Source organism: Streptomyces sp. NPDC003035, from assembly GCF_042888285.1.
In the GTDB taxonomy this organism is placed as follows: Bacteria; Actinomycetota; Actinomycetes; order Streptomycetales; family Streptomycetaceae; genus Streptomyces.
Map to the genome: position 1 here is coordinate 49,673 of NZ_JBIAPJ010000002.1, position 22,640 is coordinate 72,312.

A 22,640-nucleotide genomic window follows, 5' to 3' on the forward strand; every position below is an offset into this window, starting at 1 on the left:
GGAACAACACACGCATGGGTTTTGAACCGCCGCAGCGACTGGTGCGGGTGCTCGGCGAGACGTACGGGGACGCTGTCGCGGCCGAGTGGCTCGGGAAGCTGCCCGAGCTCGCGCGGACCTCGCTGGAGCGCGCCTCCCTGGAGAGCGAACGGGTGGTGGCGCCCGGGGGGCGCAGCAGCCTGGTGGTGCTCGTACGGCGGGCCGACGGCTCTCCTGCGGCGCTGAAGGTCGCCCCGGAGGTCGCCCGGCCCGACCTGGAGCGGGACGCTCTGGCGCACTGGAACGGCTGGGGCGCGGTGCGGCTGCTCGACGCGCCCGAGGACGGCTCGCTGCTGCTCGAACGTCTGCAGCCCGAGGTGTCGCTGCGGTCCCTGCCGGAGGCGAAGGCGCTCCTGGAGGCCGCGGGGACGGTACGGAAGCTGTGGGTGGAGCCGCCGGCGGAGAACGGCTTCGAGTCGGTCGCCGGGCGCACGGCCCGGCAGGCGGCGGGGATGGAGTCCTACCGCGACGACGCCGAGACGGGCGCGCTGACGGCGGCCGCGCTGGCGGCGCGCGAGGAGCTGGTCGCCGACTCCCCCGAGACGCTGCTGCTGCACGGGTGCTTCCGTCAGGGCAAGGTGCTGGCCGGTGACCGCGCCCCCTGGCTGGCCGTGGGCCCCGAGCCGCTGGTCGGCGAGCGCGCCTACGACCTGGCGCGGCTCGTACGGGACCGGGTGGAGGACCTGGTGGCGTCCTCGGCGGGGGCCTCGGCGGCCCGCCGCCGGGTCAACAAGCTGGCGGACTCGCTGGAGGTGGACCGGGAGCGGCTGCGGGGCTGGACGCTGTTCCGGGCGGTCGAGTCGGGTACGCGGGCGCTGACGGCGGGCCGCCGCCGGGACGCGGAGCTGCTGATGGAGTTCGCGGGCTGGCTGTAGGGGAATAACCCTGCTGTAACGCTGGTAACGCCGGTAACGCTCGGCTCGAAACCCAGGGGGCCGTCATGGTCGAGGAGCTGCTGACAGCGGCGGCAGGTGTCGGAACGGCCGTGGTGGCGTACACGGCGGCGGCGGCACGCGTGGTGAAGCAGTACGAACGGGGCGTGGTCTTCCGCTTCGGTCGGCTGCTGAGCGAGGTCCGGCAGCCCGGTTTCACGATGATCGTGCCGGTCATCGACCGGCTGCACAAGGTGAACCTCCAGATCGTGACGCTGCCGGTGCCCGCGCAGGAGGGCATCACCCGGGACAACGTGACGGTGCGGGTGGACGCGGTCGTGTACTTCAAGGTGGTCGACGCGGCGGACGCGCTGGTGCGGGTGGAGGACTACCGGTTCGCGGTCTCGCAGATGGCGCAGACCTCGCTGCGGTCGATCATCGGCAAGAGCGACCTGGACGACCTGCTGTCGAACCGGGAGAAGCTCAATCAGGGCCTTGAGCTGATGCTGGACAGTCCCGCGATGGGGTGGGGTGTCGCGATCGACCGGGTCGAGATCAAGGACGTCTCGCTGCCGGAGACGATGAAGCGGTCGATGGCGCGGCAGGCGGAGGCGGACCGGGAGCGGCGGGCGCGGGTGATCAACGCGGACGCCGAGCTGCAGGCGTCGAAGAAGCTGGCGGAGGCGGCGGCGGTCATGTCGGAGCAGCCGGCGGCGCTGCAGTTGCGGCTGCTGCAGACGGTGGTGGCGGTGGCGGCGGAGAAGAACTCGACGCTGGTGCTGCCGTTCCCGGTGGAGCTGCTGCGGTTCCTGGAGCGGGCGGCGCAGCCGGGGGGCGGGGCGGTGGGCCAGCCTGTGGCCGGGGCCGGGGCCGGTACGGGGGCCGGGGCCGCGCCTCCGCCGGTGGCCCTGCCGGAGACCTTCCAGGACGAGTCCCCGACGCCCCGCCCGACCACGGACCTCCCGGACCTCCCGGAGGACACGCTCCTGGGCGCCCCCGCGGACCCACCCCCTCAAGCCGACGCGGCCTGAGAGACCGCGCCAGCCCGCCGGGCGGTGCCCACCCCCACCCCGAGGTTGCGGCCCCTCCCGCCGGGCGGTGCCCACCCTCAACCCCGCCGGTTGTGGGCAGGCGTTCCGCAGGGCGGAACGGGTGGGCACAACCCGACAACGGCGCCGCACCCGTGGGCACCGCACGCACCGGGAGCCTGGGCCCGGCAAGGGCGCCGTCCCGTGTGCCCACCCGTCCCGCCCCAGCGGGACAGTTGCCCACACGGGGGGGGTGGGTGGCGCAGGGCCGCGCGGATGACGGCGGCCGCCGGGCGGGCGGGCTCGCCCCAGCGGGGGCAGGGCCGCGCGGATGACGGCGGGCGCCGGGGCGGGCGGGCTCGCACCGGCGGGGGCAGGGTCGCCCGGGTGGCGGCGGGCGCCGGCTCCGCAAGGGGCAGGTGGGGGTCCGGGCGTCCCGACCGCCCTTCTCCTTACGCGCTACGCGCTCAGGCGCGCGATCGCTTCCGCGACCGTCAGTTCCTCGCGCTCGCCCGTCCGGCGGTCCTTCAGTTCCACCACGCCCTCCGCCGCCCGGCGGCCCGCGACGAGGATCTTCGGGACGCCGATGAGCTCCGCGTCGGTGAACTTCACGCCGGGCGAGACGCCCGCGCGGTCGTCGACCAGGACCCGCAGGCCCGCCGCGGACAGCTTGTCGGAGACCTCCAGCGCCAGCTCGGTCTGGAGGGCCTTGCCCGCGGCGACGACGTGGACGTCGGCCGGGGCCACCTCGGCGGACCAGCACAGACCCTTGTCGTCGGCGGTCTGCTCGGCGAGGGCCGCCACCGCGCGGGAGACGCCGATGCCGTACGAGCCCATCGTCACGCGGACCGGCTTGCCGTTCTGGCCGAGGACGTCGAGCTTCAGGGCGTCGGCGTACTTGCGGCCCAGCTGGAAGATGTGGCCGATCTCGATGGCGCGGTCCAGCTTCAGGCCGGTGCCGCACTTCGGGCACGGGTCGCCCTCCAGGACGACCACGACGTCGACGTACGCGTCGACCTCGAAGTCGCGGCCCGCGACCACGTTCTTGGCGTGGGTGTGCTCCTTGTTGGCGCCCGTGATCCAGGCCGTGCCCGGCGCCACGCGCGGGTCGGCGATGTACGTCACCTTGTCCAGACCCTGCGGGCCGACGTAGCCGCGGACGAGGTCCCCGCGCTCGGCGAAGTCCGTCTCGGTGACCAGCTCGACGGTGGCCGGCGCGAAGTGCGCCTCGACCTTGCCCAGGTCGACCTCGCGGTCCCCGGGCACGCCCACGGCGACGATCTCGCCGTCGACCTTCACCAGAAGGTTCTTCAGCGTCGCGGAGGCCGGGACGCCGAGGGAGGCGGCGAGGGTCTCGATGGTCGGGGTGTCCGGCGTGGGAATCTCCTCGGCGGCCGGGACGGAGGAGCCGTCCACCGGCTTGAGCTCGTAGGCGATCGCCTCGGTGTTGGCCGCGAAGTCGCAGTTCGGGCAGTCGGCGAAGGTGTCCTCGCCGGCCCCGGCAGGGGCGAGGAACTCCTCGGACTTCGAGCCGCCCATCGCGCCCGCGGTCGCGGCGACGATGCGGTAGTCGAGCCCGAGGCGCTCGAAGACCCGCTGGTAGGCCGCGCGGTGCAGGGCGTAGGACTGGGCGAGGCCCTCGTCCTCCGTGTCGAAGGAGTACGAGTCCTTCATGAGGAACTCGCGGCCGCGCAGGATGCCGGCCCGCGGGCGGGCCTCGTCGCGGAACTTCGTCTGGATCTGGTACAGGATGACCGGCAGGTCCTTGTAGGACGAGCACTGGTCCTTCACCAGCAGGGTGAAAATCTCCTCGTGCGTCGGGCCGAGGAGGTAGTCGCCGCCCTTGCGGTCCTGGAGGCGGAAGAGCTCGGCGCCGTACTCGTCCCAGCGGCCGGTCGCCTCGTAGGGCTCACGCGGCAGCAGCGCGGGGAGCGACACCTCCTGGGCGCCGATGGCGTCCATCTCCTCGCGGACGATGCGCTCGACGTTGGCGAGGACCTTCTTGCCCAGGGGCAGCCAGCTCCAGATGCCGGCGGCGGTCCGGCGGACGTAACCGGCGCGGACGAGGAGCTTGTGGCTGAGGACCTCGGCGTCGGCCGGGTCGTCGCGCAGCGTCTTCGCCATCAACTGGGACATGCGCTGGACCGGTGCGTTGGCCATGGTTCTCGTACTCCTGCCGGGTAAGGATGATGGCCCCGAGATTAGCCGGGCCGCCCCGGCTCGGTGAAATCAGTTCCGGCGCGGCAGCGGCAGCGGGGCGCCCATCACGGCGTACGGGCGGGGGGCGCTGGGGAAGTGGACCTGCCGTGCCAGGTCGACGTAACCGAGCGACCGGTACAGGCCGCGGGCCGGGCTCTCGGTGTCGATCGCGGAGAGGATCGAGCGGGGCAGGTCCGACTGGTCGGTGATGGTGGTGATCAGCGCACGGCCGACGCCGCGGCCCTGGTACGACGGGTGGACGTGGAGCTCGGTGATCACGAACGACTCCTCGAGCCACTCCGCGGTGCCGGTGGCGCGGAGATACGGCTCCACCACGCCGGACCACCAGTGGCTGCGGTCGTTGGGCATCCCGTACACGAAGCCGACCAGCCGGCCGGCGGCGGTGGTAGCGCCGTACGCGCAGGCGCCGGGGCTGAGCAGATGGCGGAGCACGATGTGGCGTCGTACGACGATCTCGTCCTCGCCCAGTCCGAAGGCGAGCGCCTGGACGGCGAGGGCGTCGTCGACCCGCGCGGCGAGGTTGACCGGCCCGATCGTGACCTCGGCGATCTCTGCGTCATCCATGCGCCGCACCTTATAAGCCGGTCCGGGCCTCAGAACAGCACGCTCATGAAGGCGCCGACCTCGCGGAAGCCGACACGGCGGTAGGCGGCCCTGGCCGGGGTGTTGTAGTCGTTGACGTACAGGCTGACGACGGGGGCGACGTCGGCGAGGGCGTAGCGCAGCACGGCGGCCATGCCGGTCTCGGAGAGGCCGCGGCCGCGGAACTCGGGGTCGACCCAGACGCCCTGGATCTGGCAGGCGTGGCGGGTGGCGGCGCCGATCTCGGCCTTGAAGACGACCTTGCCGTCCTCGATGCGGGCGAAGGAGCGGCCACTGCCGACGAGTTCGGCGACGCGGGCCTGGTAGAGCAGTCCGCCGTCGCCGGCCATCGGCGAGACGCCGACCTCCTCGGTGAACATGGCCACGCACGCGGGCATGATCACCTCCATCTCGTCCTTGCGGATGCGGCGGACGAAGGGGTCGGGTTCGACGGTGGCGGAGGGTTCCTCGGTGACCATCAGCGGCTGGTGGGGGCGGACGTCGCGGGCGGGGCCCCAGCTGGGTTCGAGGAGGCGCCAGAGCTGGGTGGTGGGTTCGACGGGGCCGACGATGGAGGAGCAGCGGCGGCCGTTCCTGCGGGCGCGGTCGGCGAAGGCGCGGACGGCGTCGGGTGTGGCGCAGATGGGGACGAGGTTGGCGCCGGAGTAGCAGAGGGAGCGCAGTTGCCCGTCGGTGTACCAGCCCCACATCTCGCCGCCGAGGCGCCAGGGGTCGAGCCCGGCGGCCTGGACGCGGGCGGCGACGAAGGCGTTCTCGACGGGGGCGCTCTCCAGGACGGCGAGCGCGGCGCCGAGGTCGGCGGGTTCGAGGACCCGGGTGGTGGTCTGCGTCAACACGGGGGCGCCTCACGGTGCGGTCTGCTGATCTCCGCACTTTACCTGGCCCACCGCCGGGGTGTCGGGTGGTGTGCCGGAACCCCGGCCGACGCCCGCGGCCGGCCCGGCCTCGCCCGGGCGTCGCGTGCGCCCCGCCCCTGCGGAGCGACAGCGCGAGGCCCCGGCGCGCGGGGCGCCGGGGCCTCGTGGTGTACGTACGCGGTCAGACGCCGATGGCGACCGTCGGCTCGCCCGACATCACGCCGTCCTTCTCCATCTGCTCGGCGATCTTCATCGCCTCCTCGATGAGGGTCTCGACGATCTTCGACTCGGGGACGGTCTTGATGACCTCGCCCTTGACGAAGATCTGGCCCTTGCCGTTGCCGGAGGCGACGCCGAGGTCGGCCTCGCGGGCCTCGCCGGGGCCGTTGACGACGCAGCCCATGACGGCGACGCGCAGCGGCACCTCCATGCCCTCCAGGCCCGCGGTGACCTCTTCGGCGAGCTTGTAGACGTCGACCTGGGCGCGGCCGCAGGACGGGCAGGAGACGATCTCCAGACGGCGCGGCTTGAGGTTCAGCGACTCCAGGATCTGGTTGCCGACCTTGACCTCCTCGACCGGCGGCGCGGAGAGGGAGACGCGGATGGTGTCGCCGATGCCCTCGGAGAGCAGGGCGCCGAAGGCGACCGCGGACTTGATGGTGCCCTGGAATGCCGGTCCGGCCTCGGTGACGCCGAGGTGCAGGGGGTAGTCGCACTGGGCGGCGAGCTGACGGTAGGCGTTGACCATGACGACCGGGTCGTTGTGCTTGACCGAGATCTTGATGTCGCCGAAGCCGTGCTCCTCGAAGAGGGACGCCTCCCACAGCGCGGACTCGACGAGCGCCTCGGGGGTGGCCTTGCCGTACTTCGCGAGGAGCCGGGCGTCGAGCGAGCCGGCGTTGACGCCGATCCGGATCGGGGTACGGGTCTCGGAGGCCGCCTTGGCGATCTCCTTGACCTTGTCGTCGAACTGCTTGATGTTGCCGGGGTTGACACGGACCGCGGCGCAGCCGGCGTCGATGGCGGCGAAGACGTACTTCGGCTGGAAGTGGATGTCGGCGATGACCGGGATCTGCGACTTCTTCGCGATGACCGCGAGCGCGTCGGCGTCGTCCTGGGTCGGGCAGGCCACGCGGACGATCTGGCAGCCGGAGGCGGTCAGCTCGGCGATCTGCTGCAGCGTGGCGCCGATGTCGGAGGTACGGGTCGTCGTCATCGACTGCACCGAGACGGGGGCGTCGCCGCCCACCGCGACCGATCCGACCTGGATCTGACGGCTCTTGCGCCGCTCTGCGAGCTTCGTCGGAACGGACGGCATACCGAGAGAAATCGCGGTCATCAGCTGTACAACCCCAAGGTGTGGTTCATCGGGCTCAGGTCTTCGAGATTACCGCCCCGGCGGCGGACGGCCGGACACCCAGGGGGTCCGGCCGCCCGTGCGTCACGTCAGTTTCACCGGGTTGACGATGTCGGCGGCGAGGACGAGCAGGGTGAAGCAGACGAAGACGCCCGCCACCACATAAGCCACCGGCATCAGCTTGGCCACGTCGAACGGGCCCGGGTCGGGGCGCCGGAAGATCCGCGCGGTGTGGCGGCGTACGGACTCCCACAGGGCGCCCGCGATGTGCCCGCCGTCGAGCGGCAGCAGCGGCAGCATGTTGAACAGGAACAGCGAGACGTTGAACATCACGACCAGCTGCAGGAAGAAGACCAGGATGGTCTGCGGCGGGGCGTCGATGTTCATGAGCTCGCCGCTGATCCGGGCCGCGCCGACGACGCCGACCGGGGAGTCCTGCTTGCGCTCGCCGTCGCCGAAGGTGGCGTCCCACAGGTCCGGGATCTTGCCGGGCAGGGCGAGCACGGCCGCGGCGCCGGCCTGGAGCTGGTCGGTCATGCGGGAGGCGGACTCGCCGAAGGTGAGCGGGACGACCTCGCGGCCTGACTCGAAGCCCAGGTAGCCGGCGGTGACGTACTGCGGGGGCTGGACGACCTTGCCGTCCGCGTCCTTCTTGAGCACCTTGTTCTCGAGGAGCGTCGCCCGCAGGTCCAGCTCCTTGCCGTCGCGCTGGACGGTGACGGTGGCCTGGCCGGTGGTGGCGCGGATGCGGTCGGAGAGGGTGTTCCAGTCCGAGACGCGTTCGCCGTTGAAGGCGACGATGCGGTCGCCCTTGAGGAGTCCGGCGGCCTTGGCGGGCGACTCGGGGTCGCCGGCCTTGCAGGTGTCGCGCTTCTCGCTCTGGTCGATGACGCAGTTGGTGACGCCGGCGACCTTGGTGGTCTGGGTCTCGAACCCGACGGCCATGGCGCTGCCGAAGAACAGCAGGACGGCGAGGATCAGGTTCATGAACGGGCCGGCGAACATCACGATGACGCGCTTCCACGGCTTGCGCGTGTAGAAGAGCCGCTTCTCGTCGCCGGGCTCGAGCTCCTCGAAGGAGGCCTCGCGGGCGTCCTCGATCATGGAGCGCCAGGGCGAGGTGGAGCGGGCCTCGATCCGGCCGTCCTTGCCGGGCGGGAACATCCCGATCATGCGGATGTAGCCGCCGGCCGGGATGGCCTTGATGCCGTACTCCGTCTCGCCCTTCTTCCTCGACCAGAGGGTGGGGCCGAAGCCGACCATGTACTGGGGCACGCGGATGCCGAAGAGCTTGGCCGTGGAGAGGTGGCCGAGTTCGTGCCAGGCGATGGAGACGAGCAGCCCCAACGTGAACAGCACGATGCCGAGGAGCGTCAGAAGTACGGTCATGCGCGCGCCTCCGCGGGTGCCTTCGCTGCGAGTTCTGCCAGTTCGCGGGCCCGGGCCCGGGCCCAGGTCTCCGCTTCGAGGACGTCCGACACCGTGAGCGAGGTTCCCGTGGCGGGTGTGCCGTGTTCGGTGACGACTGCCGTGACCGTATCCATGATTCCGTTGAACGGCAGCCTTCCGGCGAGAAACGCCTCCACGCACTCCTCGTTGGCCGCGTTGAAGACGGCGGGTGCGGTGCCGCCCAGTGCGCCGACGTGACGGGCCAGGCCGACGGACGGGAAGGCCTCGGTGTCGAGCGGGAAGAACTCCCAGCTGGACGCCTTGGTCCAGTCGAAGGCGGGGGCCGCGTCCGGGACCCGCTCGGGCCAGCCGATGCCGAGCGCGATCGGGCCGCGCATGTCGGGCGGGGTGGCCTGGGCGAGGGTCGAGCCGTCCGTGAACTCGACCATCGAGTGGACGTACGACTGGGGGTGGACGACGACCTCGATGCGGTCGAAGGGGATGTCGTAGAGGAGGTGCGCCTCGATGACCTCCAGGCCCTTGTTCACCAGAGTGGCGCTGTTGACCGTGATGACCGGGCCCATGGCCCAGGTGGGGTGGGCGAGCGCGTCCTCGCGGGTCACGTGGGCCAGCTCCTCCCTCGTACGGCCGCGGAAGGGGCCGCCGGAGGCGGTGACGACCAGCTTGCGGACGTCGGCGCGGGTGCCGGCGGCGAGTGCCTGGAAGAGAGCGGCGTGCTCGGAGTCGACCGGGATGATCTGGCCGGGCTCGGCGAGCGCCTTGACCAGCGGGCCGCCGACGATCAGCGACTCCTTGTTGGCCAGGGCGAGGGTGCGGCCGGCTTCGAGGGCGGCGAGCGTGGGCGCCAGCCCGATGGATCCCGTGATGCCGTTGAGGACGGTGTGGCAGGGGGAGGCGGCGACGTGGGTGGCGGCGTCGGGCCCCGCGAGGATCTCGGGCAGGGTCTCGACGCCGTACCGCTCCTCGAGCGCGGCGCGCAGCTCGGGCACCACGTCCTCGCGGGCGACGGCGACCGTCGCGACCTTCAGCCGGTGTGCCTGCTCGGCGAGCAGCCCGACGCGGCCGCCGGAGGCGGCGAGGGCCGTGACCCGGAAGCGGTCGGGGTTGCGCAGGACCAGGTCGATGGCCTGGGTGCCGATGGATCCCGTGGAGCCGAGGACGACGATGTCCCGGCGGCCTTCGACTGGCGCGAAGACGATGTGCGGGTCGGCGAGAGGAGAGGGGCGGTCGCTCATGCCCCCCATTCTTGCCGCAAAGACCGTGTGGTCTTCACGGGGTGCGGGTGAACGCCCCGAAGACCTGGTGGAAGTCCGGGAACGTCTTCCGTACGCAGCCGGGGTCGTCGAACGTGATGCCGGGCGTGCGCAGGCCGGTGACCGCGAAGGACATGACGATCCGGTGGTCGCCGTGGGTGGCGATCTCGACCGGTCCGGCCGGGACGCCGGGCCGGATCTCGATCCAGTCGGGGCCGGTGGAGACCGTGACGCCGAGACGGCGGAGGTTCTCGGCGCAGGCGTCGAGGCGGTCGCACTCCTTGACGCGGGTGTTGGCGACGTCCTCGATGCGGACCGGTCCGTCGGCGAAGGGCGCCAGGGCGGCGAGGGTCGGCATGGTGTCGGAGATGTCGCGCATGTTGACGGTCAGGCCGCGCAGGGTTCCCGTGCCGCGGACGGTGGTGGCGGCGTCGCTGATCTCGACGTCCGCGCCCATCCGGCGCAGGACCTCGACGAAGCCGAGGTCGCCCTGGAGCGCGCCGGTGCCGAGGCCGGGGACGGTGACGGGGCGGCCGGCTTCGAGGGCGGCCGCGGCGAAGAAGTAGGAGGACGTGGAGGCGTCGGGCTCGATCGCGTACGTCGTCGCCCGGTATCCGGTGGGCGCGACGGTGTACGTGCGGCCCTCCTGGGTGATCCGCGCCCCGAAGGCCCGCATCATCGCGAGGGTGATCTCGACGTACGGCTCCGAGACCAGGTCGGTGACGGTGATGGCGAGGCCCTCGGCGGTGAGCGGGCCGAGCATGAGCAGGGCGGTCAGGTACTGGGAGGACTGGCCGGCGTCGAGGGTGAGCGCGCCGCCCTTGATGCCGCGGGCGGTGACGGTGAGCGGGTGGTGGCCCTCCTTCTCCTCGTGCCGGAGGTCGACACCGAGGGTGCGCAGGGCGGTGCTGAGGGGGCCGAGGGGGCGGCGGCGCATCTGGGGGGAGGCGTCGAAGTGGAAGGTGCCGTGGCCGGCGGCGGCGAGGGTGGGGAGGAAGCGGGCGGTGGTGGCGCCGTCGCGGCAGTACACGTCGGCGGCGTCGAGGGCCGGCCCGGTGGGCCGGCCCTCGATGTGCCAGGCCCCCGGCTCCTGCCTGACCTCGTATCCGAGGGCCTTGAGCCCTTCGGCGAAGCCCTCGGTGTCGTCGGAGAGGAGGGGCCGGAGGAGGGTGGTGGTTCCGTCGGCGGCGGCGGCGAGGAAGAGCGCGCGGGCGGTGACGGACTTGGAGCCGGGGATGTCTATGACGGTCACGGGACCATCCTGCCGTGCGCCGGGGCGCGCGGTCTCCCACATCCGCCCCGTGGACGCCCGGCCCGAAACCTGGCTCCTGCTGGGCCGGTGCCGCGGGCCTCCCTTCCGCCGGGGCGGTGCCCACCGCCAACCTGCGGGTGGTGCCCGCCCTCACCCCGCTCCCGGGTTGTGGGCAGGCGTTCCGCACGGCGGAACGGGTGGGCACAACCCACGACGGCGCCGCACCCGTGGGCACCGCAGGCACGGGGAGCCTGGGCCCGGCAAGGGCGCCGTCCCGTGTGCCCACCCGTCCCGCCCTGCGGGACGATTGCCCACACGGGGGGCGCGGAGGCAACGAGGCCGGGGGGCGGGCACCGCCCCGGCGGGGCGGAGGCCCACCCCGGTGGTCGCCGGGCGCGGGCGGGCCCCGGCCCCCCGGTCGTCAGGGGATCTTGCGGTGGACGTTCTCCGCTGTCGGCGGGCCCGGGGTCGCGTCTGCGATCCAGGGGCCGTCGTCGCTCGCGTCCACCACGCCCGCCTCCAGCCACTCGAAGCGGCCCGCCAGGACCCCGTCCACCACCTTCCGGTCCAGGTCGTCCGTGTTGGACCAGAGGCGGCCGAAGAGCTCCTCCACCCGCAGCCGCGCCTGTCGGCAGAACACGTCGGCGAGCGCCTGGGCCTCGCGGCCGTGTTCCCCCGTCGACCGCATCAGCTCCGCCCGTACGCACGCCGCGCTCATCGCGAAGAGCTCCGCGCCGATGTCCACGATCCGCCCGAGGAACGCCTGCTTCAGCTCCATCCGGCCCTGCCACCGCGACATGGCGTAGAACGTCGAGCGCGCGAGCTTCCTCGACGTCCGCTCCACGTACCGCAGATGGGTCGCGAGCTCGCCGAACTCCCGGTAGGCGCCCGGCACCTGCCCCTGTCCGGCGACGAGCTTCGGCAGCCAGCGGGCGTAGAAGCCGCCCGCCCGCGCCCCCGCCTTCGCCTTGTCGCCGAGCGACTTCTCCGGGTCGATGATGTCGCCGGCCACCGCGAGGTGCGCGTCGACCGCCTCGCGGGCGATGAGCAGGTGCATGATCTCGGTCGAGCCCTCGAAGATCCGGTTGATCCGCAGGTCACGCAGGAGCTGTTCGGCGGGTACGGCCCGTTCACCCCGGGCCGCCAGCGAGTCCGCCGTCTCGTACCCGCGTCCGCCCCGGATCTGGACCAGTTCGTCGGCGATGAGGCAGCCCATCTCGGAGCCGTAGAGCTTGGCGAGCGCGGCCTCGATGCGGATGTCGTTGCGGTCCTCGTCGGCCATCTGCGAGGCGAGGTCGACGACCGCCTCCAGGGCGAAAGTGGTCGCCGCGATGAAGGAGATCTTCGTACCGACCGCCTCGTGGCGGGCGACCGGCTTGCCCCACTGCTCCCGTACGGCGGCCCATTCGCGGGCGATCTTCAGCGCCCACTTTCCGGCGCCGACGCACATCGCGGGGAGCGAGAGCCGGCCGGTGTTCAGCGTCGTCAGCGCGATCTTGAGGCCGGCGCCCTCCGGGCCGATGCGGTTCGCCGCCGGTACCCGCACGCCGTGGAAGCGGGTGACGCCGTTCTCGAGCCCGCGCAGGCCCATGAAGGCGTTGCGGTGCTCGACGGTGATGCCGGGCGAGTCCGCCTCGACGACGAAGGCCGTGATGCCGCCCCGGTGGCCCTCCGACTTCGGCACCCGGGCCATGACGACGAGCAGGTCGGCCACGACCCCGTTGGTCGTCCAGAGCTTCACCCCGTCGATGACGTAGGCGTCGTCGCCGTCCGGTACCGCCGTCGTGGCGAGCCGGGCCGGGTCGGAGCCCACGTCGGGTTCGGTGAGCAGGAAGGCCGAGATGTCGGTGCGGGCGAGGCGGGGGAGGTAGGTGTCGCGCTGTTCCTGCGTGCCGAAGATCTTCAGCGGTTGCGGTACGCCGATGGACTGATGGGCCGAGAGCAGCGCGCCGATCGCGGGGCTCGCGGAGCCGACGAGGGCGAGGGCACGGTTGTAGTACACCTGGGTGAGGCCGAGCCCTCCGTACTTCGGGTCGATCTTCATCCCGAACGCGCCGAGGTCCTTGAGGCCGGCGACGACCTCGTCGGGGATGCGGGCCTCGCGTTCGATCAGCCGCCCGTCGATGCGCGTCTCGCAGAACTCCCGGAGCTTTCCGAGGAAGGCCTCACCGCGCCGTACGTCCTCGTCGGCTGGAAGCGGGTGCGGGTGGATGAGGTCCAGCCGGAAGCGGCCGAGGAAGAGCTCCTTGGCGAAGCTGGGTTTGCGCCAGTCCTGCTCGCGCGCGGCCTCGGCGACCTGACGCGCTTCTCGTTCCGTGACCTTGGGCCGCTGGGTGGGTGCGGACATGAACCAACTCACCTCGCCGCTGATGGGGGCTTGTGGCTACTCGTCCGTACTACCCGATTTCCGCGCGTACCGATAGACGACCAGGAACGAGAAGACGGCCGGAGCCCCCGCACAGTGGGCTCCGGCCGTCGGTCTCGTGGATCCGTACGGCTCTCCGTACGTGTCGGCGTACGGATGGTCCGTACGTGTTACAGCGCGAGGCCCGTCAGGACCAGGACGCGCTCGTACGTGTAGTCGTCCATCGCGTACTTGACGCCCTCGCGGCCGACGCCGGACTTCTTGGCGCCGCCGTACGGCATCTGGTCGGCGCGGTAGGACGGGACATCGCCGATGATCACGCCGCCGACCTCCAGCGCGCGGTGGGCGCGAAAGGCGGTCTGCAGGTCGCGGGTGAAGACACCGGCCTGGAGGCCGAAGTCCGAGTCGTTGACGGCGGCGAAGGCCTCGGCCTCGCCGTCGACCCTGGCGATGGTGAGGACCGGGCCGAAGACCTCGGCACGGGCCAGGGTGACATCGGCCGGGAGGTCGGTGAGGACGGTCGGGGCGTAGGTCGCGCCCTCGCGCTTGCCGCCGGTGAGGAGCTTCGCACCGGCCTGGACGGCCTCGTCGACCCAGGACTCGACGCGCTTGGCGGCGTTCTCGTCGACGAGCGGGCCGACGTCGGTGGTGGCGTCGGTCGGGTCACCGGTGACCTGGGCCTCGACGGCGGCGACGACCTTGGGGACGAGCCGGTCGTAGACCGAGGCGTCGGCGATCACGCGCTGCACGGAGATGCAGGACTGGCCGCCCTGGTAGTTGGAGAAGGTGGCGATACGGCTCGCCGCCCAGTCCAGGTCCTCCTCGGAGGCCCAGTCGCCGAGGACGACCGCGGCGGCGTTGCCGCCGAGCTCCAGGGTGCAGTGCTTGTGCGGCACGGACTCCTGGATGGCGTAGCCGACCTTGTCGGAGCCGGTGAAGGAGATCACCGGGAGGCGCTCGTCCTGGACGAGGGCGGGCATCCGGTCGTTCGGCACGGTCAGGACGGACCAGGAGCCGGCGGGCAGGTCGGTCTCGGCCAGCAGCTCGCCCAGGATCAGGGACGAGATGGGGGTGGCCGGGGCCGGCTTGAGGATGATCGGGGCGCCGACGGCGATGGCCGGGGCGACCTTGTGGGCGCTCAGGTTCAGCGGGAAGTTGAACGGCGCGATACCGAGGACGACACCCTTGGGAATGCGGCGGGTGATCGCCAGACGACCGACGCCACCGGCCTCGGTGTCGAGGCGCTGGGCCTCTCCGCCGTTGAACCGGCGGGCCTCCTCGGCGGCGAAGCGGAACACGGAGACGGCGCGGCCGACCTCACCGCGGGCCCACTTGATGGGCTTGCCGTTCTCGGCGGAGATCACCTGGGCGATCTCCTCGGTGCGCTCGGCGAGACGCTTCGACACGTGGTCGAGGGCGGCGGCGCGGACGTGCGCCGGGGTGGCGGCGAACTCGTCGACGACGGCGTGGGCGGCCGCGACGGCCTCCTCGACCTGGGCCTCGGTGGGCACGCTCACCTTGCCGACGAGCCGGCCGTCCCAGGAGGAGGTGACGTCGAAGGTGTCCTCGCCGGTGGCCTCGCGGCCGGCGAGCCAGAAGGCGTGGGTGGCAGTCATTGCGTCCCGGCCCTTTCGTGTCGGTTGGATGTCTCGGTGCCACCACGTTAGGGCCGAGGGGGCGGGCAGTGGTTTGTCCGGTGTGGAGTGGTGCGGGCGCGCTCCTTGCCTGATTGGCTGAAGTGGAGCGGATCCTCCGTGCGTCAGCTTCTGCGTTCCGTCGAGACGATCAGCCAGACACCGGCCACGACGACGGCGCCGCCGACAGCGATGGGCCAGGTGAGGGCCTCGCTCAGGACGAGGGCGCCGAGGAGGACGGCGACGACGGGGTTGACGTACGCGTAGGTGGCGACGAGCGAGATCGGAGCGGTCTGCAGCAGCCAGGCGTACGCGGTGAAGGCGATCAGGGACCCGAAGACGATCAGGTACGCGAGCGCGGTCCAGGAACGGGTGGAGATCGCGGCGAGATCGAGGCCCTGCTGCTCGCCGCGGATCAGACCGACCGCGGCGCAGCCGAGGCCGCCGGCGACCATCTCGTACGCGCTGGCGGTGAAGGGGTTGGCGGGCATGGGGATGCGGGAGGACGAGAACGAGCCCACGGACCACAGCAGGGTCGCCACGATCACGAGCAGGACGCCGCTGATGCGGACGTCGCCACTGAGGCCGGGCAGGGTGAGGACGGCGAGGCCGGCGAGCCCGAGGAGGACGCCGGCGATGCCCCCGGCGGTGGGGCGCTGCCCGAAGACGGCCTTGAGGACGACGACCCAGGCGGGGACGACGGCGACGAGCAGGGCGGCGAGACCGGAGGGGACGGAGGTCTCGGCGAGGACGATGAGGCCGTTGCCGCCGAGGAGCAGGAGCAGGCCGACGAGCGCGGCGGAGCCCAGCTGGGCGCGGCTGACCCGGAGCGCGGAAGGACCCTGCCGCCAGGCGATCAGCCCGGCGAGGAGGAGGCCGGCGAGGACGAAGCGGAACCCGGCGGACAGGAACGGCGGCATGGTCTCGACGACGATCCGGATCCCGAGGTAGGTGGACCCCCAGACGACGTACACGATCCCGAGCGCGGCCCAGACGGCACCGGGGATCCGGCGGGGGGTGGGGCCGGGGGTGGCGGGGCGGGATTCGGGGGTGCGTTCGTCGGAGGCGGGATCGGCCGCGGGGGTTGTCATGTCCTGGAGGGTAGGGAGTTCCGCGGTGAATGATCAATGATTTTGCCCGCCATCGGGCAGAAAGAGGCCTGTTCGGGGCGGAGCGCGGGGAGGGAGCCGGTCGGATCCCCCTTCGGCGGCCCTACCGCTCCTCCGACTCCGCGCCCGTCGCCTTGAGGGCCAGCCAGAGCTCCATCCGGACGTCCGGGTCGTCCAGGGAGCGGCCCAGGATCTCCTCCACGCGGCGCATCCGGTAGCGCAGCGTGTGGCGGTGGACGCCGAGGTCCGCCGCCGCCGCGTCCCACTGGCCGTGGCGGGAGAGCCAGGCCCGCAGGGAGGCCACGAGGTCGCCGCGGCCGGTGGCGTCGTGCTCGTACAGGGCGCGCAGCATGCCGTCGGCGAAGGCGCGGACCGCGTCGTCGGCCAGCAGCGGCAGGACCGAGCCGGCCGCCAGGTCCTCGTGCTCGACCAGTGCGCGACCGCGCCGCCGGGCGACCGACAGCGCCTGTTCGGCCTGCTTGTACGCGGTCGCCGCCGCGATCGGCCCCGCCGGGGCCGAGAGGCCGACGACGACACCGGCCTCCTCCGCGTCCCGCTCCGTGTACCCCTCGCAGGCCGCGACGACCGCCCCGCCGTCGCCGGCCAGGACCAGGAGCCGCTCCTCGCCCTCCGGAACGGTCAGCACGGTCTCGCCCGCCCGGGCCGCGGCCGACTCCAGCGCCTCGGCCAGCGCCGGCAGCGGCGCCTCGCCCTCCCGCTCCCCCGGCACGGGCTCGGCGATCAGCAGCCGGAAGGGCGCGTCGAGGAGCCCGCCGTAGAGATCACCCGCCACCGCGCGGGCGTGGTCCGGCTGGCCGGAGAGCATCATCCGCAAGACCGCCGCGCCCAGCCGCCCCTCGGCCGCCTGCAGGGAGCGCGAGCGCTCGGTCGTCAGCGTCAGCAGGGCGATCGCGGAGTGCACGGCGTACCGTTCCGCCGTCCCGAGCGGCGCCCCCGTCCCGACGGCCAGCGCGCCCCGGACCCGCCGTCCGGTGCCGAGCGACTGGAGCTCCACCCGGTCGTCGGTGCCGCCGACCACCGCGCTCGCGGGCGCGGGCCGCTCCCGGAGCCGTTCGACGTCGGGCGTCAGCCGGGCGGCCCGGCGCGCCGCCCACTCGGGCGACACGGCAAGGACGGTGCCGGAGGTGTCGTACAGCGCCGCCCAGCCGTCCACGTGCGCCGCGAGCCGGGCGACCACCGCGTCCGGACCCTCCGCGAGCGCGGCGCGGGTCAGCTCCCGCTGGGCCTCGAACCCGGCGGTCACGGCCCGGTACTGATCGGCCGCGATCGCCGCCGAGACGGCTTTGCTGATCGCCAGGAACGGCGTGCGCCGGGGCACTTCGAGGAGCGGGAGCCCTTCGGCCCGCGCCGCTTCCACGAGGGCCTGCGGGATCTCCTCGTAGTTGACGCCGATCGCGAAGCCGAGCCCCACCACGCCCGCGGCGAGCAGCCGCCGGACATAGCGGTGCATCGCCTCGGAGTCCTCCGCGTCCAGGGTCAGCGCGGTGGTGAGCAGCAGCTCGCCGCCCTCCATGTACGGGACGGGGTCGGCGAGCTCGCTGACGTGGGCCCAGCGCACGGGGGTGGCGAGGCGGTCCTCACCCGCGCGGACGGTGAGTTTGAGGGCCGAGTGCTGGACGAGGGAGGCGAGGGTGGGCGGCATGGACCGTCGTACCTTTGAGCGGAGGAAGGCCGCTCCGACGAACGGCGCCCCCGATTGTGCCAGGGCCCACCGCGTCCCGCGTCAGCTCCGCAGGTCCACGAGGAGCGGTGGCGTGTGCTCGCCGCGCACATGGGTGAGGGACAGCACGGCATGCCCGGCGGGGACGGCGTGCGCGAGGTCGGAGGCCGACCAGCGTTCCCTTTCCACTTCTCGTACGGTGACGGCATCGGTGGTCACGGCCTTACCCGTGACGAGCTTGCGCAGGGCGTGGAAGGCCCGGGTCATCGGCTGGTCGGCGAAGACCGTGTGCCGGGCCACCTCGGTGACCTCCACCCGTTCGGTGCCCCACGCCTCGGCGAAGGCCCGAGCGTCCCAGGTGGTGATGCCGGCGAACGCCATCCGGCAGCCGATCACGGCGAGGAGCGGTCCGTGCAGCGCCTCGGGCACCTCCGCGAGGGTGCGCAGCGAGAGGACGACGCCCGCGTTGCGCGGCCGCAGGTGCTGGAGCCCGCGCACGGTGCCGGCGGTGAGGGCGCCCGCCGCGTCGTCGAGGACCAGGCAGGCGAAGTGCGCGCGCCCGGTGTCGGTCCGGGTGACCGTCTCGAACTGGGCCAGGAGCAGCCGGGTGAGCAGCCGTGAGGCCTCCTCGTGGCCGCCTTCCGGCAGCGTGACGCGCACGCGGACCGGGTGCTGGGCGACGGCACGCAGGGACAAGGGCCGTACGTCAGGGCCGGCGCCGAAGAAGTCGGCGAACGCGGGCCGGTCGAGGGACGCGAGCCGGTCGGCGAGGGCGGGACCCACGTCGGTGGCGGTGCCCACCTGGCGGATACGGGAGTCCAGCTCGCGGCGCATCGCCTCGGCGCCGTCCGGCGGCAGCTGGTCGAGCAGCTCCCGGAGCGTCTCGGGGCGCCCTTCGAGCAGCTCGCGCAGCGCCGGGACGGTCGGGAAGCGGCCGTGCGCGGCCCGGTAGGGGCCGATCAGCTGGGCGAGCACGGTGGTCGCGCGCCGGGTCTCGACGCCCTCGACGTCGCCGACGAGTCCCTCGGCGAGGAAGGCGGCGGCCTCGTCGGGGTCGGTGGCGCCCGCGTAGAGGTCGAGGTCGTAGGGGGAGGCCGGGTCGCCGAGGCGGACCACGACGTCGTAGGCCTCGTCGGGGCCGAGCGGGGCCCCGGCGGCGCCGACCGCGACGACGGAGCAGCTGCCGGTGAGGGCCTGAAGGGTGAGCGACTCGATGACCGGGCCGGTGAGGCAGCGGGTCTTCCCGGCGCCGGAGGGCCCGACCGCGAGGAACGAGGTGCCGAGCAGTTCGGGGTCGAGGGCGAGGCCGGCGCCGTGGTAGGCGAGCGGGTTGCGCTCCCCGGCGACGTACCGGCCGATCCGGACCTGACCCACGAGCAGGTCGTGGGCGTACGTCCGGTGCGGCAGGTCGCGGCCGCCCGAGGGGTGCGCTTCGGCGGCGGCGCCCTGGCGGAGCACGGTGTCGACGAAGGAGGCGCGGCGCCGGGCGTCGCGCTCGGCGTCCCGCCAGGCCCGGCGCACCCGGGCGCAGTCGACGTCGTTCATCCGACCGGTGTGCAGCTCGTCGGCGAGCAGGTCGGCGGCACGCTGTTCCCCGGCGGCGCGGAGTCCGGGCCACTGTGAACGGGGGGTCTGCGGGGCGGCGCTCGGGGAGGGGACGGTGTCGGCGGCGCGGCTCCGCCATCGGCGGGCGAGGGTCACCCAGTCGCCGGTCCGGGCGAACGGCCAGACCACGGCCGCGGTGATCAGCGCGTACAGGAGGTAGACGAGGAGCGGTGACGTGAGCGTGTCGTATCCGCCCCCGAACAGGACGGCGAGGGAGAGCACGGGCTTGGCGACCGGAAGCGGCTCCCAGCCCGCGCCGAAGGCCTCCGGCCAGACGAAGGCGAGGGCGACGAGGGCTCCCGCGGCCGTGAGCGCGGTCCGGACGGGCGGACGGAACCGGTCGAGGAAGTGCCGGGTCACCGCGCCCCACGAGCCGAGCCGGGCGATCGCGAACACGAGCAGGCCGAAGACGACGCCGCTGTAGACGACGTGTGCTTCGGCGCCGTGCCAGTCGCGGGGGGAGGTGGTGCCCGCGTACCACCAGTCCTCGGGGGTGAGCGTCTGCAGCGGGAGCCACAGGTACGGGATGGTGCCGCGCCGGTAGGCGGACCACAGGAAGAGTCCGAGGGCGAGCGGGATCAGCAGCCCGGCGATGGTGATGGGTGCCAGGCGTGTCGCCTCGCGGGGCGGCGCGGCGGGCACGTGCCGGTACCGCCAGATGCCGAGGGCCGCCTTGGCGCGCGGCGCGTCCAGCCAGGCGACGACAGGCGGGCGGGCAGCAGCGGGGGCCCCCGCCGGCGGGGGCGGGGGCTGGGGCGGGGCGGGGGGGACCGGCGGGGCCTGGGCGGGGACGGGTGGGGCGTGCGGGGCGGGCGGTACGGGTGGCGCGTGCGGGGGACCGGGCAGTGCGGGGGGAGTCGCCGGGCGCGGGACCGCGCTCCCCCGCGTGTCGCGTGACTCGTACGTGCCGTCGGTCTCCATGAACCCCTGCCCCCTGACCAGCCAGGTCGCCGCGTCTGTGCCACCGTCAATCTAGTCGGCGGGGACCGCCCCGGAGCGGTTTCGGCGCCGCCATGTCCACCGCGGACAACGACACACCCCCCAACACTCCCGATCGGCGCATGCCCAGGCCCCTCCCGCGCGCCTAGCCTGCGGAAGAAACCCACAAGTGCGTCCAGAACACCCCAGGAGCCCCGCATGAACGCTGTCCCGCAGGAGCGGCGCGTCGTCACCGCCATCCCCGGTCCGAAGTCGCAGGAGCTTCAGGCCCGCCGCCTCGACGCCGTGGCCGGCGGCGTGGGCTCCGTGCTGCCCGTCTTCACCGCGAAGGCCGGCGGCGGCATCATCGAGGACGTCGACGGCAACCGCCTGATCGACTTCGGCTCCGGCATCGCCGTGACCTCCGTCGGCGCCTCCGCCGAGGCCGTGGTCCGCCGCGCCGCCGCGCAGCTCGCCGACTTCACGCACACCTGTTTCATGGTCACGCCGTACGAGGGTTACGTCGAGGTCTGCGAGGCGCTGTCCGAGCTGTCCCCGGGCGACCACGCCAAGAAGTCCGCGCTGTTCAACTCGGGTGCCGAGGCCGTCGAGAACGCGGTCAAGATCGCCCGTTCGTACACCAAGCGTCAGGCCGTCGTCGTCTTCGACCACGGTTACCACGGCCGCACCAACCTCACCATGGCGCTGACGGCGAAGAACATGCCGTACAAGCAGGGCTTCGGCCCGTTCGCGCCCGAGGTCTACCGCGTGCCGGTCGCCTACGGCTACCGCTGGCCCACCGGCCCGGAGAACTGCGGCCCCGAGGCCGCCGCCCAGGCGATCGACAACATCACCAAGCAGATCGGCGCCGAGAACGTCGCCGCGATCATCATCGAGCCGGTCCTCGGCGAAGGCGGCTTCATCGAGCCGGCCAAGGGCTTCCTGCCGGCGATCGTGAAGTTCGCCAACGACAACGGCATCGTCTTCGTCGCCGACGAGATCCAGTCCGGCTTCTGCCGTACCGGTCAGTGGTTCGCCTGTGAGGACGAGGGCATCGTCCCCGACCTGATCACGACCGCCAAGGGCATCGCGGGCGGTCTGCCGCTCGCCGCCGTCACCGGTCGCGCCGAGATCATGGACTCCGTCCACGGCGGCGGTCTGGGCGGCACCTACGGCGGCAACCCGGTGGCCTGCGCCGGTGCGCTCGGCTCCATCGAGACCATGAAGGAGCTCGACCTCAACGCCAAGGCGAAGAAGATCGAGTCGATCATGAAGACCCGCCTGTCGGCGATGGCCGAGAAGTTCGACGCCATCGGTGACATCCGCGGCCGCGGCGCCATGATCGCCATCGAGCTGGTCAAGGACCGTGCCACCAAGGAGCCGAACCCGGAGGCCGCCGGCGCACTGGCGAAGGCCTGCCACGCCGAGGGCCTGCTGGTCCTGACCTGTGGCACCTACGGCAACGTGCTGCGCTTCCTCCCGCCGCTGGTCATCGGCGAGGACCTGCTGAACGAGGGCCTGGACATCATCGAGAACGCGTTCGCCGGAATCTGAGGCGTACGACACCTGGTGTGAAGAAGGTGTGGGGGGCCGATGGCGGGATGGAGATCCGGCTGTCGGTCCCCCTTTCTCTGCCGTACGGTTTCTGCAGATGAGAGAAACACCCCGCTCGCAGGAAACTGCAGGCGACACCAGGGCGGAGCCTCCCCAGCCCCGCCTTGACCGTGCCTTCGCGCACACCGCTGGAGCCTCTGGCTCCGGAACTCCTCACCGATCGGATGGCCGCCCGCCCCACACCCCCCGGGGCGCGCGGCAGCCCGGTCAAGCGGGCCTCCCCGGAACCACCCCCCCTGTTCCGGGGAGGCCCGCTGTCTTCTCGGCGGTCGTTCTGCTCGCCGTCGTCACCTGGCAGGTCCTCGTCGAAGGACCGCTCGCGCGCCTGGACGAGCGCGCCTCCCGCGCGTGGGTGGACACGGTCCCCCGCCGCCTCTCCGAACTCGGCGCCGACCTCGGCAATCTGACGGTCGCGCTCCCCGTCCTCGGCTGTGCGATGGCGTACGCGGTCCACCGCGGCCGTCGCGCCCCGGCGCTGTACGCGGGCCTCGCGATGGCTCTCGTACCGGCGCTGGTCATCCCCGTGAAGGAGTGGACGGCCCGCCCGGGCCCGCTGGAGCCGTGGGCCGCGGGCTACTACCCGTCGGGCCACACGGCGACGGCGATGGTGGCGTACTTCGGCGCGGCGTTCCTGGTCTCGAACCGGCTGATCCCCGTCGCGGCCGCACTGACGGCGCTGACGGGGACCGGCCTGATCCTGCGCGGCTACCACTGGCCGCTGGACGTGCTGGCCAGCCTCTGCCTGGGGCTGCTGATCCTGACACTCAGCTCCACGTGTACGCGTCGACGTTCCGGCTGAACTCCCAGCCGGAACACCGGTCCG

The 22,640-nt window shown here is 72.7% G+C and carries 16 protein-coding genes; 4 read left to right on the forward strand and 12 right to left on the reverse strand.

Annotated features, from left to right (window positions below; translation table 11 throughout):
* The first annotated feature begins 14 nt into the window (after positions 1-14).
* Both ACFYV5_RS06465 and ACFYV5_RS06470 read left to right on the forward strand, forming a co-directional pair.
* Positions 15-914, forward strand: coding sequence for an aminoglycoside phosphotransferase family protein (locus ACFYV5_RS06465; protein ID WP_389165197.1), 900 nt, complete (start codon positions 15-17; stop codon positions 912-914).
* A gap of 65 nt (positions 915-979) precedes the next feature.
* Positions 980-1,942 carry a slipin family protein gene (locus ACFYV5_RS06470; RefSeq protein WP_355116186.1) on the forward strand — a complete coding sequence of 321 codons (963 nt, stop codon included), beginning with the start codon at positions 980-982 and terminating at the stop codon, positions 1,940-1,942.
* Between the two features lie 456 nt (positions 1,943-2,398).
* Here ACFYV5_RS06470 and ACFYV5_RS06475 read toward each other — a convergent pair whose 3' ends face one another.
* The 12 genes from ACFYV5_RS06475 to ACFYV5_RS06530 form a co-directional block, all read right to left on the reverse strand.
* Complete coding sequence (locus ACFYV5_RS06475; RefSeq protein ID WP_389165200.1) at positions 2,399-4,099, reverse strand: proline--tRNA ligase; 1,701 nt, start codon at positions 4,097-4,099, stop codon at positions 2,399-2,401.
* Positions 4,100-4,168: 69 nt separating this feature from the next.
* Positions 4,169-4,723 (reverse strand): GNAT family N-acetyltransferase, encoded by a 555-nt coding sequence (locus ACFYV5_RS06480; RefSeq protein WP_355107255.1) that lies wholly within the window; start codon positions 4,721-4,723, stop codon positions 4,169-4,171.
* 29 nt (positions 4,724-4,752) lie between these two features.
* On the reverse strand, positions 4,753-5,598 hold the full coding sequence (locus ACFYV5_RS06485; protein ID WP_389165203.1) for a GNAT family N-acetyltransferase: 846 nt from the start codon (positions 5,596-5,598) through the stop codon (positions 4,753-4,755).
* Between the two features lie 202 nt (positions 5,599-5,800).
* Positions 5,801-6,958 (reverse strand): flavodoxin-dependent (E)-4-hydroxy-3-methylbut-2-enyl-diphosphate synthase, encoded by a 1,158-nt coding sequence (ispG, locus tag ACFYV5_RS06490; RefSeq protein WP_355107259.1) that lies wholly within the window; start codon positions 6,956-6,958, stop codon positions 5,801-5,803.
* A 102-nt stretch (positions 6,959-7,060) separates the two neighbouring features.
* Entirely contained in the window at positions 7,061-8,365 is a 1,305-nt protein-coding gene (locus ACFYV5_RS06495) for a M50 family metallopeptidase (protein WP_389165206.1), read from the reverse strand.
* On the reverse strand, positions 8,362-9,630 hold the full coding sequence (dxr, locus tag ACFYV5_RS06500) for a 1-deoxy-D-xylulose-5-phosphate reductoisomerase (protein ID WP_389165209.1): 1,269 nt from the start codon (positions 9,628-9,630) through the stop codon (positions 8,362-8,364). The genes ACFYV5_RS06495 and dxr overlap by 4 nt, the downstream gene beginning before the upstream one ends.
* A 25-nt stretch (positions 9,631-9,655) precedes the next feature.
* Positions 9,656-10,891 carry a 3-phosphoshikimate 1-carboxyvinyltransferase gene (gene aroA / locus ACFYV5_RS06505; RefSeq protein WP_389165212.1) on the reverse strand — a complete coding sequence of 412 codons (1,236 nt, stop codon included), beginning with the start codon at positions 10,889-10,891 and terminating at the stop codon, positions 9,656-9,658.
* A 421-nt stretch (positions 10,892-11,312) separates the two neighbouring features.
* Positions 11,313-13,238 (reverse strand): acyl-CoA dehydrogenase family protein, encoded by a 1,926-nt coding sequence (locus ACFYV5_RS06510; protein WP_389165214.1) that lies wholly within the window; start codon positions 13,236-13,238, stop codon positions 11,313-11,315.
* Positions 13,239-13,426: 188 nt separating this feature from the next.
* A complete protein-coding gene (locus tag ACFYV5_RS06515; RefSeq protein WP_389165217.1) occupies positions 13,427-14,872 on the reverse strand; it encodes an aldehyde dehydrogenase family protein in 1,446 nt (481 codons plus the stop codon).
* Between the two features lie 143 nt (positions 14,873-15,015).
* A complete protein-coding gene (locus ACFYV5_RS06520; RefSeq protein WP_355107271.1) occupies positions 15,016-15,981 on the reverse strand; it encodes an EamA family transporter in 966 nt (321 codons plus the stop codon).
* A 121-nt stretch (positions 15,982-16,102) separates the two neighbouring features.
* On the reverse strand, positions 16,103-17,662 hold the full coding sequence (locus tag ACFYV5_RS06525) for a PucR family transcriptional regulator (RefSeq protein ID WP_389165221.1): 1,560 nt from the start codon (positions 17,660-17,662) through the stop codon (positions 16,103-16,105).
* Positions 17,663-17,743: 81 nt separating this feature from the next.
* A complete protein-coding gene (locus ACFYV5_RS06530) occupies positions 17,744-20,206 on the reverse strand; it encodes an ATP/GTP-binding protein (RefSeq protein WP_389165223.1) in 2,463 nt (820 codons plus the stop codon).
* A gap of 216 nt (positions 20,207-20,422) precedes the next feature.
* On the opposite strand from ACFYV5_RS06530, the gene gabT reads away from it, so the two are divergent.
* Together gabT and ACFYV5_RS06540 are read left to right on the forward strand one after the other, a co-directional pair.
* The gene (gene gabT, locus ACFYV5_RS06535; RefSeq protein ID WP_389165226.1) at positions 20,423-21,757 is read left to right on the forward strand and encodes a 4-aminobutyrate--2-oxoglutarate transaminase; all 1,335 of its coding nucleotides are present in this window, start codon (positions 20,423-20,425) and stop codon (positions 21,755-21,757) included.
* A 412-nt stretch (positions 21,758-22,169) separates the two neighbouring features.
* Positions 22,170-22,616: a phosphatase PAP2 family protein gene (locus ACFYV5_RS06540; protein ID WP_389165229.1), complete on the forward strand. Its 447-nt coding sequence runs from the start codon at positions 22,170-22,172 to the stop codon at positions 22,614-22,616.
* The last annotated feature ends 24 nt before the right edge of the window (positions 22,617-22,640 follow it).

Coding starts and splice junctions, on each gene's coding strand:
- ACFYV5_RS06475 (WP_389165200.1), bottom strand. CDS start 4,099: ATGGCCAACGCACCGGTCCAGCGCATGTCCCAGTTGATGGCGAAGACG.
- ACFYV5_RS06495 (WP_389165206.1), bottom strand. CDS start 8,365: ATGACCGTACTTCTGACGCTCCTCGGCATCGTGCTGTTCACGTTGGGG.
- ACFYV5_RS06515 (WP_389165217.1), bottom strand. CDS start 14,872: ATGACTGCCACCCACGCCTTCTGGCTCGCCGGCCGCGAGGCCACCGGC.
- ispG (WP_355107259.1), bottom strand. CDS start 6,958: ATGACCGCGATTTCTCTCGGTATGCCGTCCGTTCCGACGAAGCTCGCA.
- ACFYV5_RS06465 (WP_389165197.1), top strand. CDS start 15: ATGGGTTTTGAACCGCCGCAGCGACTGGTGCGGGTGCTCGGCGAGACG.
- ACFYV5_RS06480 (WP_355107255.1), bottom strand. CDS start 4,723: ATGGATGACGCAGAGATCGCCGAGGTCACGATCGGGCCGGTCAACCTC.
- ACFYV5_RS06520 (WP_355107271.1), bottom strand. CDS start 15,981: ATGACAACCCCCGCGGCCGATCCCGCCTCCGACGAACGCACCCCCGAA.
- ACFYV5_RS06530 (WP_389165223.1), bottom strand. CDS start 20,206: ATGGAGACCGACGGCACGTACGAGTCACGCGACACGCGGGGGAGCGCG.
- ACFYV5_RS06510 (WP_389165214.1), bottom strand. CDS start 13,238: ATGTCCGCACCCACCCAGCGGCCCAAGGTCACGGAACGAGAAGCGCGT.
- ACFYV5_RS06470 (WP_355116186.1), top strand. CDS start 980: ATGGTCGAGGAGCTGCTGACAGCGGCGGCAGGTGTCGGAACGGCCGTG.
- dxr (WP_389165209.1), bottom strand. CDS start 9,630: ATGGGGGGCATGAGCGACCGCCCCTCTCCTCTCGCCGACCCGCACATC.
- gabT (WP_389165226.1), top strand. CDS start 20,423: ATGAACGCTGTCCCGCAGGAGCGGCGCGTCGTCACCGCCATCCCCGGT.
- ACFYV5_RS06525 (WP_389165221.1), bottom strand. CDS start 17,662: ATGCCGCCCACCCTCGCCTCCCTCGTCCAGCACTCGGCCCTCAAACTC.